Source organism: Nocardioides sp. Z38_18 (assembly GCF_058215695.1).
In genome coordinates, this window is record NZ_JBZAJE010000002.1 from 95,241 (window position 1) to 111,136 (window position 15,896).

At 71.0% G+C, this 15,896-nt stretch carries 14 protein-coding genes; 9 read left to right on the forward strand and 5 right to left on the reverse strand.

All coding sequences use genetic code 11. The features are described 5' to 3' along the window. Positions 1 to 41 precede the first annotated feature (41 nt). From AC4BGC_RS11540 to ppsA, 3 genes are all read left to right on the forward strand, one after another. Positions 42 to 995, forward strand: coding sequence for an NAD(P)H-binding protein (locus AC4BGC_RS11540; protein ID WP_490555864.1), 954 nt, complete (start codon positions 42 to 44; stop codon positions 993 to 995). A gap of 74 nt (positions 996 to 1,069) precedes the next feature. After that, on the forward strand, positions 1,070 to 1,951 hold the full coding sequence (locus AC4BGC_RS11545) for a pyruvate, water dikinase regulatory protein (protein ID WP_490548329.1): 882 nt from the start codon (positions 1,070 to 1,072) through the stop codon (positions 1,949 to 1,951). Next, on the forward strand, positions 1,948 to 4,359 hold the full coding sequence (ppsA, locus tag AC4BGC_RS11550; protein ID WP_490555865.1) for a phosphoenolpyruvate synthase: 2,412 nt from the start codon (positions 1,948 to 1,950) through the stop codon (positions 4,357 to 4,359). The genes AC4BGC_RS11545 and ppsA overlap by 4 nt, the downstream gene beginning before the upstream one ends. On the opposite strand, the gene AC4BGC_RS11555 is transcribed toward ppsA, so the two are convergent. Then, on the reverse strand, positions 4,356 to 5,585 hold the full coding sequence (locus AC4BGC_RS11555) for an MFS transporter (RefSeq protein ID WP_490555867.1): 1,230 nt from the start codon (positions 5,583 to 5,585) through the stop codon (positions 4,356 to 4,358). The genes ppsA and AC4BGC_RS11555 overlap by 4 nt on opposite strands. Positions 5,586 to 5,629: 44 nt before the next feature. Continuing rightward, positions 5,630 to 7,174, reverse strand: coding sequence for a hypothetical protein (locus tag AC4BGC_RS11560; RefSeq protein ID WP_490548325.1), 1,545 nt, complete (start codon positions 7,172 to 7,174; stop codon positions 5,630 to 5,632). Between the two features lie 259 nt (positions 7,175 to 7,433). On the opposite strand from AC4BGC_RS11560, the gene AC4BGC_RS11565 reads away from it, so the two are divergent. The 5 genes from AC4BGC_RS11565 to AC4BGC_RS11585 all read left to right on the forward strand — a co-directional run bounded on the left by AC4BGC_RS11565 (position 7,434) and on the right by AC4BGC_RS11585 (position 12,908). Continuing rightward, the gene (locus AC4BGC_RS11565) at positions 7,434 to 8,879 is read left to right on the forward strand and encodes an aldehyde dehydrogenase family protein (protein WP_490548324.1); all 1,446 of its coding nucleotides are present in this window, start codon (positions 7,434 to 7,436) and stop codon (positions 8,877 to 8,879) included. A 4-nt stretch (positions 8,880 to 8,883) separates the two neighbouring features. Further along, positions 8,884 to 10,245: an alpha-hydroxy-acid oxidizing protein gene (locus AC4BGC_RS11570; protein WP_490555868.1), complete on the forward strand. Its 1,362-nt coding sequence runs from the start codon at positions 8,884 to 8,886 to the stop codon at positions 10,243 to 10,245. Positions 10,246 to 10,284: 39 nt separating this feature from the next. Beyond that, positions 10,285 to 11,199, forward strand: coding sequence for an MBL fold metallo-hydrolase (locus AC4BGC_RS11575; protein WP_490555869.1), 915 nt, complete (start codon positions 10,285 to 10,287; stop codon positions 11,197 to 11,199). Beyond that, positions 11,196 to 11,999 (forward strand): tyrosine-protein phosphatase, encoded by an 804-nt coding sequence (locus AC4BGC_RS11580; protein ID WP_490555870.1) that lies wholly within the window; start codon positions 11,196 to 11,198, stop codon positions 11,997 to 11,999. Before AC4BGC_RS11575 ends, AC4BGC_RS11580 begins: the two co-directional genes overlap by 4 nt. A 96-nt stretch (positions 12,000 to 12,095) precedes the next feature. Next, the gene (locus tag AC4BGC_RS11585) at positions 12,096 to 12,908 is read left to right on the forward strand and encodes a TetR/AcrR family transcriptional regulator C-terminal domain-containing protein (RefSeq protein WP_490555871.1); all 813 of its coding nucleotides are present in this window, start codon (positions 12,096 to 12,098) and stop codon (positions 12,906 to 12,908) included. Positions 12,909 to 12,923: 15 nt separating this feature from the next. On the opposite strand, the gene AC4BGC_RS11590 is transcribed toward AC4BGC_RS11585, so the two are convergent. After that, positions 12,924 to 13,565, reverse strand: a complete 642-nt coding sequence (locus tag AC4BGC_RS11590) for a hypothetical protein (protein ID WP_490548318.1) — start codon at positions 13,563 to 13,565, stop codon at positions 12,924 to 12,926. Positions 13,566 to 13,669: 104 nt separating this feature from the next. Next, positions 13,670 to 14,539 (reverse strand): DUF2382 domain-containing protein, encoded by an 870-nt coding sequence (locus tag AC4BGC_RS11595; RefSeq protein WP_490555872.1) that lies wholly within the window; start codon positions 14,537 to 14,539, stop codon positions 13,670 to 13,672. Between the two features lie 246 nt (positions 14,540 to 14,785). On the opposite strand from AC4BGC_RS11595, the gene AC4BGC_RS11600 reads away from it, so the two are divergent. After that, positions 14,786 to 15,124 (forward strand): TraR/DksA family transcriptional regulator, encoded by a 339-nt coding sequence (locus tag AC4BGC_RS11600; protein ID WP_490555873.1) that lies wholly within the window; start codon positions 14,786 to 14,788, stop codon positions 15,122 to 15,124. Between the two features lie 21 nt (positions 15,125 to 15,145). Here the strand turns inward: AC4BGC_RS11600 and AC4BGC_RS11605 are convergent, their stop codons facing one another. Next, positions 15,146 to 15,865 (reverse strand): B3/B4 domain-containing protein, encoded by a 720-nt coding sequence (locus AC4BGC_RS11605; RefSeq protein WP_490555874.1) that lies wholly within the window; start codon positions 15,863 to 15,865, stop codon positions 15,146 to 15,148. Between the last annotated feature and the right edge of the window lie 31 nt (positions 15,866 to 15,896).

Consider the following 15,896-nt stretch of genomic DNA (forward strand, 5'->3'; position numbering starts at 1 on the left):
TCCCGACCGGGATCCCACAACCCTGAACGAGGAGTGATCGAATGCGGGTGCTCGTCACCGGCGCCACCGGCTACGTCGGTTCCAGGCTCATCCCCGAGCTGCTGCAGCAGGGCCACGAGGTCCTCGCCGCCGTACGCCGGGAGGGGGCCATCGAGGACTACCCCTGGAGCCCGGAGGTCACGCCGAGGCCCTTCGACATCGAGGACCCGGACCTGATCCGCTCCGCCGTGGAGGGGGTCGACGCAGTCGTCTACCTCGTCCACTCGATGGAGTCCGGGGACTTCGTGACCAAAGACCTGCGCGCAGCCCGCCAGGTCGCCGCCGCCTGCGAGGACTCCGGAGTGGAGCGCATTGTCTACCTCTCCGGCCTCGTGCCCGACGACGGCCTCTCGGACCACCTGCGCTCGCGCCTGCAGGTCGAGGAGGTCTTCCTCGGCTCGGGCGTCCCCACGACCGTGCTCCGCGCCGCCATGGTGGTCGGGGCCGGCTCCACCTCCTTCGAGATCCTGACCCGGCTCGTCGAGCGGGTCCCGTTCACCCCGATCCCGGGCTGGATGCGGACCAGGCTGCAGCCGGTGGCGATCCAGGACGTGGTGCACCTCGTCGGGAGGGCCCTGCAGGGGGAACCCCGCAACCGGCACTACGACGTCGGCGGGGACGCGGTGGTCAGCTACCCCGAGCTGCTGGGCCTCGTCGCGGACGTCGCCGGGCTCCGCCGCCGCCAGTTCACGGTGCCGTGGGCCCCTCGGCTGCTCGTCGGCTGGATCGTCGCCTGGGCCACCGGGATGCCGCGGCCAACGGTGACCTCGCTGGTGCAGAGCCTGGCCCACGACATGGTGTGCGCCGAGGACGACGCGCGTCGCGAGCTGGCAGCGCCGGGACACCAGTTCGTCCCGCTCGTGGAGGCTTTCTCCCGCTCCCTGGAGGACAGTGAGGAGGAGGCCACCAGCCTTTTGGGCGACGTCCAGGCAGCTGCCTCGACCGACCCGGCATAGGCTCTCGTCCGCGCCGACTTGTGGCGCGCGGCCCGGGACGTTTGACTCGTCTTCCGCAGTGTCGAAGGAGCGAGATGAACGACGTACCCCGCCTGGCCGTCAACGAGGCCGCCGTCGAGGACGGTGGAGGTGACGTCGTTCCGGTGTTCTTCCTCTCCGACAGCACCGGGATCAGCGCCGAGACCATGGGCAACGCGCTGCTGATCCAGTTCCCCGACCTGCGCTTCGACCGGACCGTGATCCCGTTCATCTCCTCGGTCGAGGAGGCCCGGGCCGTGGTGGCCCGGATCGACGCGGTCCTCGACGAGAGCGCACGCACGCCACTGGTGTTCACCACCGCCGCCCGCGACGACGTGCGCCAGGCACTGCAGGAGACCCGGTGCCCGGTGATCGACTTCTTCGACCTGCACATGCAGAAGGTCGAGTCGATCCTCGGGACCAAGGGTGTGCGGATGGCCGCCCGGCTGCACGGCGTCGGCGACGTGCAGCGCTACAACAGCCGGATGCAGGCGGTCGAGTACACGATCGAGCACGACGACGGCCAGAGCGTGCGCGGCCTCGAGAAGGCCGACGTGGTCCTGGTGGCGCCCTCCCGGTGCGGCAAGACGCCCACCGCGATGTACCTCGCCCTCCAGCACGGACTGTTCGTGGCGAACTACCCGATCGTCGAGGAGGACCTCGAGTCCTCCGACCTGCCCCGGCCCGTGCGCAACATCCCGGAGAAGTGCTTCGGCCTGATCACCTCCCCGCAGCGCCTCTCGGCGGTGCGCCAGGAACGGCGTCCGAACTCCCAATACGCCTCCCTCGAGCAGTGCACGTTCGAGCTGCGGCAGACTCAGGCCATGTTCAAGCGGCACGGCCTTCCGGTGGTCGACTCGTCCACGAAGTCGGTCGAGGAGCTCGCCACCATGATCCTGCAGCGCCTGAAGACCATGAGAATGAGAACGTCGAAGTGACCGACCCGACCCAGGAGCCCACCGTGGAGCAGCACTCGCCCGTCAACGTCCGACCGTTCGCTGAGATCGGCCTGAGCGACATCGAGGAGGTCGGAGGCAAGAACGCCTCCCTCGGCGAGATGGTCAGCAACCTCTCCGACCTCGGCGTCCGCGTGCCCGACGGCTTCGCGACCACGGCCGAGGCGTTCCGCCGCTTCATCGGCGACACCGGGCTGGCCGAGCGGATCTCCGAGGAGCTCAAGGGCCTCGACACCGACGACACGCGCGCGCTCGCGAAGACCGGCAAGCAGATCCGCGAGGAGGTGGCGAACCAGCCGTTCCCCGAGGACCTCGAGGCCGACATCCGCGCCGCCTACGAGCAGCTCGTCGCCGGGCGTGACGAGGTGTCGTTCGCCGTACGCTCCAGCGCGACCGCCGAGGACCTCCCCGACGCCTCCTTCGCCGGGCAGCAGGAGACCTTCTTGAACATCAAGGGGATCGACGGCGTGCTCCAGGCGATCCGTGAGGTGTTCGCCTCCCTCTACAACGACCGCGCGATCGCCTACCGCGTCCACCACGACTTCGACCACGACGCCGTTGCCCTCTCCGCCGGGGTGCAGCAGATGGTCCGCTCCGACATCGGCGCCTCCGGCGTGATGTTCACGATGGACACCGAGTCCGGCTTCGACGACGCGGTCTTCATCACCTCCTCCTACGGCCTCGGCGAGGCCGTGGTGCAGGGCGCGGTGAACCCCGACGAGTTCTACGTCTACAAGCCCGCGCTGCGCGCCGGGCGCCCCGCCGTGCTCAAGCGCGGCGTCGGGAGCAAGGCCACCAAGATGGTCTACACCGAGGACGCGGCGGTCGGGAAGACCACCGAGTTCGTCGACACCGACGAGGCGGAGCGCCCGCTGCTCAGCCTCACCGACGACGAGGTCGAGACCCTGGCCCGGCACGCGCTCACCATCGAGGAGCACTACCAGCGCCCGATGGACATCGAGTGGGGCAAGGACGGCGTCGACGGCGAGCTCTACGTGCTCCAGGCCCGGCCGGAGACCGTGATGTCGCGCGCCGGGGTGCGCACGCGCTTCCGGATGGACGAGAAGGGCGAGGTCGTCGTGGAGGGCCGCGCGATCGGCCAGAAGATCGGCGCCGGCAAGGTCCGGGTGATGACCTCCATCGAGGAGATGCACGAGTTCAACGAGGGCGAGGTGCTGATCGCCGACATGACCGACCCCGACTGGGAGCCGATCATGAAGCGGGCCGCGGCCATCGTGACCAACCGCGGCGGGCGGACCTGCCACGCGGCGATCATCGCTCGCGAGCTCGGGATCCCGGCCGTGGTCGGGACCGGGGATGCCACCAGGAGCCTGGAGGACGGGCGCGCGGTCACCGTCTCCTGCGCCGAGGGCGACACCGGCTTCGTCTACGAGGGCGAGCTCGACTTCACCGTCGAGGAGACCGAGCTCTCCGCGATGCCGGAGATCGGCACCAAGATCATGATGAACGTCGGTACGCCGGAGCAGGCGTTCACCTTCGCCCAGCTGCCGAACGCCGGTGTGGGCCTGGCCCGGCTCGAGTTCGTGATCAACCGGCAGATCGGGATCCACCCCAAGGCGCTGCTGGAGCACGACAGCCTCGACGAGCCCCTCAAGACCCAGATCAGCGACGCCATCGCGGCCTACTCGAGCCCCCGGGACTTCTTCGTCAAGCGGGTCGCCGAGGGCGTCTCGATGATCGCGGCCGCGTTCGCGCCGGAGCCGGTGATCGTGCGGATGAGTGACTTCAAGTCCAACGAGTACGCCAACCTCGTCGGCGGCGAGCTCTACGAGCCCGACGAGGAGAACCCGATGATCGGCTACCGCGGAGCCTCGCGGTACCTCTCCGCGGAGTTCGTCGACTGCTTCGCGATGGAGGCCGAGGCGCTGAAGTTCGTGCGCGACGAGATGGGCCTGACCAACGTCAAGATCATGATCCCGTTCGTGCGGACCCTCGCGGAGGCCAAGGGCGTGATCGACCTGCTCGGCGAGCACGGTCTGGTCCGGGGCGAGAACGACCTCCAGGTGATCATGATGTGCGAGGTGCCCTCCAACGCGATCCTGGCCGCGGACTTCCTCGAGCACTTCGACGGGTTCTCGATCGGCTCCAACGACATGACCCAGCTGACCCTCGGGCTGGACCGCGACTCCTCCCTGGTCGCCGGGTCCTTCGACGAGCGCGACCCCGCGGTGAAGTTCATGCTCGAGCGCGCGATCACCGCGTGCCGCGAGGCCGGGAAGTACGTCGGGATCTGCGGACAGGGCCCCAGCGACTACCCCGACATGGCCGAGTGGCTGCTCGAGCTGGGCATCGAGTCCATGTCGCTGAACCCCGACACCGTCGTGGACACCTGGATCCGGCTCGGCAAGGCGACCGAGAAGAGCGCCTAGGAGCTCGGTTCGGCGGCGCTGGCCTCACGGGGGCCGGCGCCGCCGGTCCCCGGGGCGTCACCGGTCTCACCGGTGCGGGACTCGCGTGCGCTCGGCACCACCAGCGCCGAGGGGATCAGCACCAGCGCCACCACCAGCAGCGCGTCCAGGGTGCCGACGTGGTCGGCCACGAAGCCCAGCAGCGGCGGGCCGGCGAGGAACGCGCCGTACCCGATGGTGGAGACCACGCTCACCCGGGCGGCCGCCCGGCGGGGGTCGTCGGCGGCCGCGCTCATCCCCACGGGGAAGCCCAGCGAGGCGCCCAGGCCCCACAGCACGATCCCGGCGACGACCAGGACGGGGTGCTGGCCCAGCACGATCAGCAGCACTCCCCCGGCCGCGCCGACCATCGTTCCCCACAGCACCGGGACCCGGCCGAACCGGTCGAGCAGCACCGTGCCGAAGAGGCGTCCGGCGGTCATCGCGCTCACGAAGACCGCGAACCCCGCCACCCCGACCCAGTGCTCCACGTCGTACCCGTCGACCAGGGCCAGGGCCAGCCAGTCGTTGGCCGTGCCCTCGGTCAGTGCCAGCGCCATCACCATCAGGCCGATGAGCAGCGTCCGGGGCTCACGCCAGGCCTGCCAGGCCGAGGGCGACTTCTCGTGGTGCTCGGCCACCGGCTCGTCGGGGAGGTAGTTGCGGGTGGACACGGCCAGCAGCACGAACGAGACGACCGCGAGCACGGGCAGGTGCACCAGGGTCGGCACGTCCAGTGCGACGGCTGCTGCGCCCACCCCCGAGCCGACCACCGTGCCGAGGCTGAACCCGGCGTGGAAGCGCGGCATGATGTTGCGACCCAGGCGACGCTCCACCGCGGCACCCTCGACGTTCATGGACACGTCCCAGACACCGGTGCCGACGCCGTAGACGAACAGCCCCGCCGCGGCCGCCCACACCTGGTCGCCGGCCAGGGCGAAGGACACGACGAGCAGCCCGAGCACGCTGCACGCGCCACCGATGCGGGAGACCGCGACCGTGCCGAGGCGCTCGACGGCGGCCCCAGTGGTGGGCATCGTGCACAGCGAGCCACCCGCGATCGCCAGCAGCAGCAGCCCGAGCTGGCCGTTGTCGAGGCCCAGGGACTCACGCGCCTCCGGGATCCGCGAGACCCAGGTCGCGAAGATCAGTCCGTTGAGGAAGAACACCAGCCCGACGGCGTTGCGGGCAGAGAGAACCGGGGTCACGGGTCCAGCAGACCAGAGAGGGTCACGGCCCCGCCAATCGAGGGCTACTTCCCGCAGACCCCGCGCTTGGCCTTCTTCGGCTCGCAGTAGGTGGTCTTGAGGTACGGCGGCCGGATGATCCCCTTGTCGAGGCGGATCGTGCCCTTGCTGCCGACCCGCGGCACCCGTCCCTTGAGCAGCTTGCGCTGGCCGACCTTGACGGCCGTGACCGTGGACTTCGCGGTCGTGGTGGCACCCGTGACGACCGGGTCCTCGAGCTGGTAGGTCATCTTGATGACGAGATCGACGCCGCTGTTCAGGGTCTCGGTGACCATCCCCTCGTTGCTGATCACGAGCAGGCGGGTCTTGCCCGACCAGAACCCAGCGAGGGTGCTGAAGTCAGGCGCCGCGCGCTTGACCACCAGCAGCTGCTGCTCGGCCGGCTGCGCGACGGTCATCGCCTGTGCCTGCTCCCGCAGGAACGCCGCAGTCGTCGGGGCGGCGAAGATCTGGGACAGGAGCACGGCACGGGGACCGAACGCCCGCACCAGCTTGCCCTGGGAGAAGCAGCCGGCCAGGAGTGCGTCGCTGCCCTTGCCCAGGCTCCTCCTGCACTGCGGCATCGCCAGCAGGGCCTTGACCGTGGCCACGACGTTCGTCGGGCCGGTGTCGAAGGCGGCCAGCCTGAGGGCGGTCGCCCGGACGGTCGCCTGGAGCAGCCGCAGCGACTGGGTCGCCGGGGCTGCGCTGGCCGAGAGCGACAGCGAGGTCAGCGGCTCGAGGTCGGCGTCGTAGGTCGCCGTACCGCCCGGCGGCAGGAAGGTGCTCTCGGTCCCGAGGATCGGCAGCCACGGCGCGAACGCGCGCGAGGCCGCCGGCTCGTCGAGTGCCGGGACCTCGGGGTGGGCGAGCTGCACCGGGCTGAGCCTGCGGTTGGTGACCTTGACGACGCGCTTGCCGTCCTCGAGGCCGAAGCACCACAGCAGCGTCTGGCTCCTGGTGGAGGCGATCGAGTAGCCGCTCTCGCGGGCCTCGGGCTTGGCCTCGCAGTCGGGCTGACGCGTCTTCCGGCTGATCCCGCTGGCCATCCCCTTGCGCACGTCCGCCTGGAAGCTCGCCAGCGCGGCGTCGAGGTTCAGGGTCAGCACCCCGACCTGGTCGAGGCGGTTGGTCGTGTACTCCACGTGGCGCAGGTCGCTGGTGAGCTGGCCGGGCTTGAACGTCCAGGGCTGGTCCGCAGCGGTCCGCGTCGCGACCAGGGTCGGGACGTTGTCGGGCAGCGCGTTGTCGAGCTCGATGATCACCGTGACCGGCTCGACGAGCTGCTCTGCGGGAGCCAGGGTGAACACCGGCGAGACGAAGTCGAGGTCGACGCCGTTCTCGGCCCCTTCCGCCGTCTCGACGACCTCGAGCTCGACGTCCTCGGGAAGGCCGATCACCTCGACGCCGAGGTCCTCCGCGGCGGCGGCCTCCGCGTCCACCGACGCGTTGGCTGCGGGCCGTGGCAGCGGCGGGTCCGCGTCACCCCCACAGGCCGTCGCCGTCAGCACGAGCAGCAGGGCCACGAGGGCGCGCGCCGGCACGGAGCGTGCAGGGCGGGCGTGGAACATGTGTGACCCCTGTTGGCGTCTCGAATGGCGGGCGAGAGGAACGTTACGGGGATTTCAGTCCGTTATGGCCTTTTTGGCAGCACCGGCCCTCATTCGTGTCGAGTGCCGCGGCCAACGCCACGCGTGCCGCTCCTCCACCCCGCCCTTGCGCGGCTGCACTCGCTCCGACAGCCTTGGCACCCCTGGACCCGCGCAGTCCCCGGACGCCCGTGCCAGAAGCAGCCACCGAAGCACCACCCCCGACCCCTGGAGCCCCTTGATGAGTCAGGTCGCCAACCCCTCCCTGAGCACCCCCGCCACCTCGTCGGAGGAGCCCCGGTTCTCCCCCGTGGAGGCCGACCAGCTGCTCGCGCGGCTGCGGGCGACGTACGCGACGGGGCGCACCAAGTCCCTGGAGTGGCGTCACCAGCAGCTCGCCGCGCTCGGCCGGATGCTGGTGGAGTGTGAGGAGGAGCTCGTCGAGGCGCTGCGCAAGGACCTCGGCCGGGCGCCGTTCGAGGCCTGGGCGGCGGACCTGCGCGCCACCGGGCGCGAGATCGAGGACCTGCAGCGGCACCTCGGCCGCTGGGTCGAGCCGGAGCGGCGGCGTGCGCCGGCACTGCTGCAGCCCGGCAAGGCCTCGATCGTGCGCGAGCCGCTGGGCGTGGTGCTGATCATCGCGCCGTGGAACTACCCCGTGCAGCTGCTGGTCTCGCCGTTGGCGGCGGCGCTCGCGGCCGGCAACGCCGTGGTCTGCAAGCCCTCGGAGGTCGCTCCGGCGACCTCGGCCGCGATGGCGAGGTTCCTGCCTCGATACCTCGACCAGAGCGCGGTGGCCGTGGTCGAGGGCGGCATCCCGGAGACCACGCTGCTGCTCGACCAGCGCTGGGACCACATCTTCTACACCGGCAACGGGGCCGTCGGCCGCATCGTGGCCACCGCCGCCGCCAAGCACCTCACGCCGGTCACGCTGGAGCTCGGTGGGAAGTCCCCGGTGATCGTCACCGCCGACGCCAACATCAAGCTCGCGGCCAGCCGGGTCGCCTTCGCGAAGTTCCTCAACGCGGGGCAGACCTGCGTCGCCGCCGACCACGTCTACGTGCACGCGGACGTCGAGGAGGAGTTCCTCGCGGCGATGGGGCGAGAGGTCGCCAAGCGGTACGGGTCGGACCCGCGGGCCAGCAAGGACTTCGGACGGATCATCAACCCGGGGCACGCGCAGCGGGTCAAGAACCTGCTGGACCAGGGCGGCTACGAGGTCGTCTGCGGCGGACAGGTCGACGTGGAGGGTCGCTACATCGCCCCCACCGTGCTGCGTGACGTCACCCGCGAGGCCGGGGTGATGAGCGAGGAGATCTTCGGCCCGGTGCTGCCGGTGCTCAGGTTCGAGGAGCTCAGCGAGGTGACCGACGCGATCAACGCGGGCGACAAGCCCCTCGCGCTCTACCTGTTCACCTCCTCCGACGAAACCGTCGAGCAGGTGCTGGCGAACACCTCGTCGGGCGCGATGTGCGTCAACGACGCGCTCAGCCACCTGCTGATCTCCTCGCTGCCGTTCGGCGGGGTCGGCGGGAGCGGGTACGGCGCGTACCACGGCCAGGCGGGCTTCGAGACGTTCAGCCACCGCCGGGCCGTGTGGAAGCGGCCGTCGTGGCTGGTCGACGCACCGCTGCTGAACGCCCCCTACCCCCGCTGGAAGCGCGCGCTGACCCGTCGGTTCTTCTAGGACCATGACCGACCAGCGACAGGCAGGCTCGCCGACCACCCACCCCGCTGCGACCCAGTCCGCGCCGGCGGACGCGGCGAGACCCGAGATCGGGCCCGGCCGTGAGCGGCAGGGCATCGTCTACCGGGCCGGCGTGCTCGGCCAGGCTCCCTCGGTGCCGGTGGAGGCGGCCCTGCTGGAGGAACGTGCCCGGCAGGCGATGTCGCGCAAGGCCTGGGCCTACGTCGCCGGGGGTGCCGGCGAGGGCGCCACGATGCGGCACAACCGGTCGGCGTTCGCACGGTGGCGGATCGTGCCACGGATGCTGCACGGCACCAGCACCCGCGACCTGGGCACCTCGGTGCTGGGCACTCCCCTGCGCGCACCGATCATGGTCGCGCCGGTGGGGGCCGGAGCGCTGATCCGGCGCGACAGCGACGTGCACATCGCCCGTGGGGCCGCGGCCGCCGGCACGCCGTACGTCTTCTCCTCCCAGGGGTGCAGCCCGATGGAGGCGACCGCGGAGGCGATGGGCGACACCCCGTTCTGGTACCAGCTCTACTGGTCGATCGACGAGCCCCTCGTGGACTCGATGATCCGGCGCGCCGAGGCCGCCGGGGCCAAGGCACTCGTGGTCACCGTGGACACCACGACACTCGGCTGGCGTCCCAAGGACCTCAACCTCGGGTCGCTGCCGTTCGCGCAGGGCGAGGGCATCGCGCAGTACACCTCCGACCCGCGGTTCCTGGAGATCGTGCGTGAGCGCATCGCCGCGTCCGCCTCCCGGCCCGCGGAGAAGGTGAAGGTGACCGCCGACGCCATCCGCAGCCTGCTCTCGATCACCCGCAACCACCCGGGCCGGTTCCTGGACAACCTGCGCTCGAAGGAGCCGCGGGCGTCGGTGGAGACCTTCCTGGACATCTACTCCAACCCCGCGCTGTCCTGGGACCACCTCGCCACCCTGCGCAGCCGTACGACGCTGCCGATCCTGCTCAAGGGCGTCCTGCACCCCGACGACGCGGCCACCGCCCTCGAGGCCGGGGTGGACGGGCTGATCGTGTCCAACCACGGAGGCCGCCAGGTCGACCACAGCATCGCGTCGCTGGACGCGCTCGTCGCGATCCGCGACCGGGTCGGTCCCGAGGCCACGGTCCTGTTCGACAGCGGCATCCGTACCGGCGCGGACGTGTTCCTCGCCCTGGCGCTGGGCGCCGACGCCTGCCTGGTCGGCCGCCCGCACCTCTACGGCCTCGCGCTCGCCGGCGCCGACGGTGTCCGGCAGGTGCTGGAGAACATCATCGCCGAGCTCGACCTGACGATGGGGCTCGTCGGCGCCGCCGCCATCCCCGACATCACCCGCGACCTGCTGGTGGCCGCCGACCGGTGAGGCGCCCGCGTACGCGGCTCCCCCGCTAACGTGCGCACCATGCGCCTCAAGCCCGGTCGGCCCGATCTCGCGACCTACGCCGACCGGTTCGACGTGCCCCCGGCGCGGAGCGGGCTCGGGGTCACCTTCCTCGGCGTCGCGAGCCTGCTGCTCGACGACGGCGAGTCGGCGGTGATGACCGACGGGTTCTTCTCCCGCCCCAGCCTGCTCAGGACGGCGTTCGGGAGGCTCTCCCCCGACCTCGAGCGGATCGACTCCGCCCTGTCGCGTGCCGGGGTCGGCCGGCTCGACGCCCTTCTTCCGGTGCACACCCACTACGACCACGCGCTCGACGCCGCAGTGGTGGCCGAGCGCACCGGCGCCGTGCTGCTCGGCGGTGAGTCGGCGGCCAACATCGGTCGCGGCCACGGTCTCCCCGCCGACCGGATCCGGGTGGCGACGCCGGGCGAGCCCGTCACCTACGGGGCGTTCACGCTGACCCTGGTGGAGTCACGGCACTGTCCACCCGACCGCAGCCCGGGCCGGATCGAGGAGCCGCTCGTCCCGCCGGCCAGGATGTCGGCGTACCGGTGCGGGGAGGCCTGGTCGGTCCTGGTCGAGCACACCAGCGGGAGCACTGCCCTGCTCCAGGGCAGCGCCGGCTACGTCACGGGAGCACTGACCGGTCACGCGGCGCAGGTGGCCTACCTCGGCGTGGGTCAGCTCGGCGTGCAGAGCGAGGACTACATCCGCACCTACTGGGCCGAGACGGTCGAGGCGGTGGGTGCGAGCAGGGTCGTGCTGACCCACTGGGACGACTTCTTCCGCCCGCTCGACCGCGACCTGCGGGCCCTGCCGTACGCCGGCGACGACCTGCACGCGACGATGCGGGTGCTCGACGAGCTCGGCCGCGCCCAGGGGGTCGAGATCAGCTTCCCGACCCTGTGGCAGCGAGAGGACCCGTGGCGCCGATGACCGACCCCCGACCACGCATCACGATCCCCACCGCGCCCAACCTGCGCGACCTCGGCGGCTGGCCCACCGGGGACGGCGCCCGCACCCGCACGGGACTGGTCTACCGCTCCGCCGAGCTCACCGGGCTGACCGAACCCGACCTCGCGGCCCTCGCCGAGCTGGGCATCGGCGCCGTCTACGACCTGCGCACCACCCGCGAGATCGACGCCCGGCCCGATGTCCTTCCCGAGGGCCTGCCGGTGGAGCAGCTCGACGTGCTCGCCGACCGCGACACCTCGCCACCGGCCGAGCTGCGGGAGATGCTCACCCGACCGGAACTGGCCGGCGAGCACCTCGGGAACGGCCGGGCGGAGCGCCACTTCGAGGACGCCTACCGCGGCTTCGTGAGCCTGCCCTCGGCGCGCACGGCCTATGCCCGGCTGTTCACGGCGGTGGCGACCGCCGACGGGCGGGCCGTGCTCTTCCACTGCGCCAGCGGCAAGGACCGCACCGGCTGGGCGAGCGCCGCGCTGCTCCTGCTGCTGGGAGTGAGCGAGGAGGACGTGATGACGGAGTACCTCCAGACCAACACCGACCTGCTGCCGATGACCCAGCCCTGGCTGGACCAGTTCCGCGAGGCCGGCGGTGACCCCGAGCTGCTGCGTCCGGTCGTGGGCGTGCAGGAGAGCTACCTGGAGTCGGCGCTGGACCAGGTGCGGGCGTCGTACGGCGACATCGAGGGCTACTTCGTTCACGGTCTCGGTCTCTCCCTGGACACCGTGAGAACCCTGCGGGCGGTGCTGGTGGCGGGGCGTCCCTGACCGCGTCGGACGCCACCCCACCAACATCCCGGGCTGTCGGATCCGCCGCGACGGCTCTACCTTGGGTTCAACGCAACGAGGCACCCAGGAGATGTGATGGCACGGGAGTCCGACGCCGACGAGGCGGGAGCCCACGATGCCGGCAAGCTGTCCGAGGACGGTGAGCTGAGCGAGCAGAACGAGTCCGCCGCCGTGGGCCTCGACGTCGACAGGGCGGTCATCGAGGGGGACGAGCTCCCCTCGGCCCGGGTCGCCCTGTCCCAGGAGCGGATCGTCTCTGCCGCCCTGGCCTACATCGACGAGTTCGGGGTGGTCGGTCTCTCGATGCGCCGCTTGGGCAGCGTCCTCGGCGTGGAGGCGATGTCGCTGTACCGCTACTTGTCCGGCCGCGAGGCCCTGCTCGACGCCATCGCCGACGCCATGACGGACTCGCTGGCCGACGACGCGGACGTGATCGACCGGCCGAGCGCCGGCTGGCAGGACTTCCTCCAGCGACTCGCCCATGGCGTACGCCGGATGGCGCTGTCCCACCCCAAGGCCTTCCCCCTCGTGGCCTCCCGCCCCGCCGAGGCACCGTGGCTGCGGCCGCCGCTGCGCAGCTTGCACTGGGTCGAGGCATTTCTGCGCGGACTGATCGACGAGGGCTTCAGCCACGACGCCGCCGTGCGTTCCTACCGTAGCTTCAGCAGCTTCCTGCTCGGACACCTGCTGCTCGAGGTGGCCATGCTCGGCGCCGACCTCGGCCCCCTCGACGTGGTCGAGGAGGAGAACGTCGACGAGAGCGCTCCTCGCCATCCCACCGTGCGGGAGCTGCGTGCCGCCCTGACCGAGGACCACGCCGCCGAGGAGTTCGAGGAGTCTCTCGAGGACCTGCTGAACCGGATCGAGCTCATCCGGATGGAGTGCTGAGCCCGATCCGTCGCGTCAGCGGCCCGCCGCGCGGTCGACGCGGTCGTGGTACCGGTGACCGAGCTTGCCACCCAGCACGGCTGCCAGCAGGGTCAGGAGCAGCACGGCGATGCCCGTGATGGCCGCACCCCAGCTGAGTGCGTCCAGGGTGACCGGGATCCGGGGCAGGCTGACCCGGTCGAAGATGTTGTACTTCGAACCGAAGACCGCCCCGACGACGATCGCGGCGATCATCACCAGGAGCCCGATCAGCCATACCGCCACGCCCTGACGGCCACCGTCGAAGCGCGACATGCGACCTGCGACATAACCGCCTGCGTAGTAGGCAACCATCAGGACCACCCCCAGCACCACGGCGGCCGTGATCCCGATCGTCCCGGCCTGCCGTTGGGCGTCGGACTGCGTGAGGTTGCCGTTGTAGCCGACGGCGGCGCCGACCGCACCGACGATGCTCGTCAGCAGGATCGCCATCCCGATGGCGACGATCCAGCCGAAGAACGCGGCGCCGATGTTGAGGCCACCGAATTTCTCCCGGGCATGGTGCTCCTGGTCCCGGCGATCCCGGTGGTCCGGCCGGGACCCTTCGACGCCTCCGGTCTCGGCTCCGAGAGCGGAGGCTCCGGTGTCGCGACGTCCTGTGCCTGAGTCTTGGGACATGACGAGATTCCTTTCATGAGGAGTCCGGGTGGCGGTGAGGTCCGCTGCCGGAGCGAGCAGGCCGGGTGCCGCAGGCCGAGACCCGCGGCACCACGTGCCGTGTCTCAGCGGCGGTCGACGTCTCCCTCGACCTCGATGTTCTCCTTGCGGACTTCCTCGCTGACCGTCTCCTCGTCGGTGACGGTCTCCTTGCCCAGACGCACCCGCTCGACCGGCTCTGCGACCGTCTCGACGTTGACTCGCTCCTCGCTGAGGATGACCTCGTGCTCCTCCTCGGAGATCGCAGGCCCGTCCGTGGCGTCGCCGACGTTCGAGGCATCGACCGGCTCGGTCTCGAGGACGGCGCGCTCCTTGCGGACCGGCACGGAGACCGTCTCGGTCTCGGTCGTGACGTACTTGCGCAGCCGGGCGCGGCCGACATCCTGCTTCGTCTTGTCGACCTTGAGGTGCTCCTCCGACCTGGTCATCGCGTCGTCGGTGGTCGGGCCCGAGGTGTCGTGGCCCGCCCCTGCCACGCCACGGTCGGCCCGGCCCGTCTGGGCCTGTCCCGTCTGGGCCTGTCCCGTCTGGGCCTGTCCCGTCTGGGCCTGTCCCGTCTGGGCCTGTCCCGTCCCGGTCTGGGCTGCCTGGCCCTGAGCCGCCTGGGTCTGGCCGGCGTCACCGTAGCTGCGGCCGTAGTAGTCGTAGAGCCGGCGCTCGTCCGCCTCGTCGAGGTGGCCATCGTCGAGATCGACCTGCGGCGCGTCCTTCACCTTGCTCTTGGCGTGCGGGACGGTGACGTTCTCGCCATCGACCGAGGCTCCCTCTACCGGCACGAACGACTCCTTGTTGCCGAACAGACCGGTGTTGACAGTGAGGAACTCCGGGCGACCGGTCTGGTCGTCGAGGAACACCTGTCCCACCTTGCCGATCTTCTCCCCCTCGTTCGAGTAGGCGGTCCTTCCGATCAGGTCCTGGGCCTGGTTCTCATCCATTATTTCTGATCCTCTCGTAGGCTGCGGGTCTCGCATTCCTCTGGCGGTACCCGCAGCCTTACGTCGTAAACAGACTTCTCGAGCTTCACGTACGTCGTGACGCGCAGGTCCGGTGCGCCACCCGCCTCGGCAGCCGGGTCACCGGGAGGACCCACGAGCGGCTGTCCGGGGGGCGAACTCGACATCGCCCCCCGCCCGGCGTAGGAATGAAAGGCCGTAGCCCCACCTAGGACAGGAACCCCGAACATGGACGTAGCCCGCGCACGCACCCTGCTCGAGACCGAGCGGGCCGAGGTGGAGGCCATGCTCGCCGAGATCACCAGGTCCGGCACCCAGGACCGGGAGAGCGAGCAGGAGCCGGGAGACACCGGGGACTCGGCGCAGCCGCTGGAGTCCGAGGGCGTCGACGACGCGGTCGAGGCGTCCCTGCGGACCCGCCTCGCCGCCATCGAGCGCGCCGAGCAGCGCCTCGCCGACGGCACCTACGGCCTCTCGGTGCGAAGCGGGGAGCCGATCCCCGACGAGCGCCTCGAGGCCGTCCCCACGGCCGAGCTGACCGTCGAGGAGTCCGCGGAGAACCCCTGAGGGGCTCGGCTCACCCCGGCGTCAGCCGGGTGAGAGCAGGCGACGGGCGACCAGCACCTCGGGACCCAGCCCGGTCAGGTGCCCGACGAGGTCCTCGGTGGCGGCCTCGAGCTCGTCGTCGGTCATCGGGTCGAGCGCGTCGAGGATGAACAGCGCGGTGGTCGTCTCGTCACGCAGCTGGGTACGGCGGGCCTGTCGCCAGTTCCAGCGCCGGCAGGTCACCCCCGCGTCGTCGCGCCACACGACCTCACCGACCTCGGGGTGCTCGACCACCTCGGCTCCCCCCGCCACGGTGTCGAACGGCTCGCTGCCGCTGGCACGCACGAGCCGGGGCGGACCGGCGTACCGGGTGAGGTCCTCACCGCCGATGGGCAGCTGGTGGAGCACCGAGACGGCGTTGTAGAGGTCGGTGAGCCCGTTCACCCGTGGCAAGCCGTCGCCCGCTCGGCGCAGCAGCGCCTCGAGGCTGTTGCGAGTCCGTTGCGGCTTGGCCCCGAACGCCCGGTAGGCCTCCCGCCACGCGGCCACGTGCGGGAGCTGGTCGACGGGGTGAGCCTCGAGCGCCGCCACGGCTGCCCGCTCCGCGGCCTCGAGCGCCGCGATGCCGGCCCCGTCGCTCGGCCCGGGGACCAGCCCGTCGACGGCGAGCAGCATCGCCCGGTAGTCGGGCCGCAGCGCGAAGACGTCCGGGTGCACCTGCGCACCGGCGAGGAACCGGTCGAGCTCGGCGAGGTCAGCCATGGATGGACTCCATCTGTGCAGCATAGGCAGG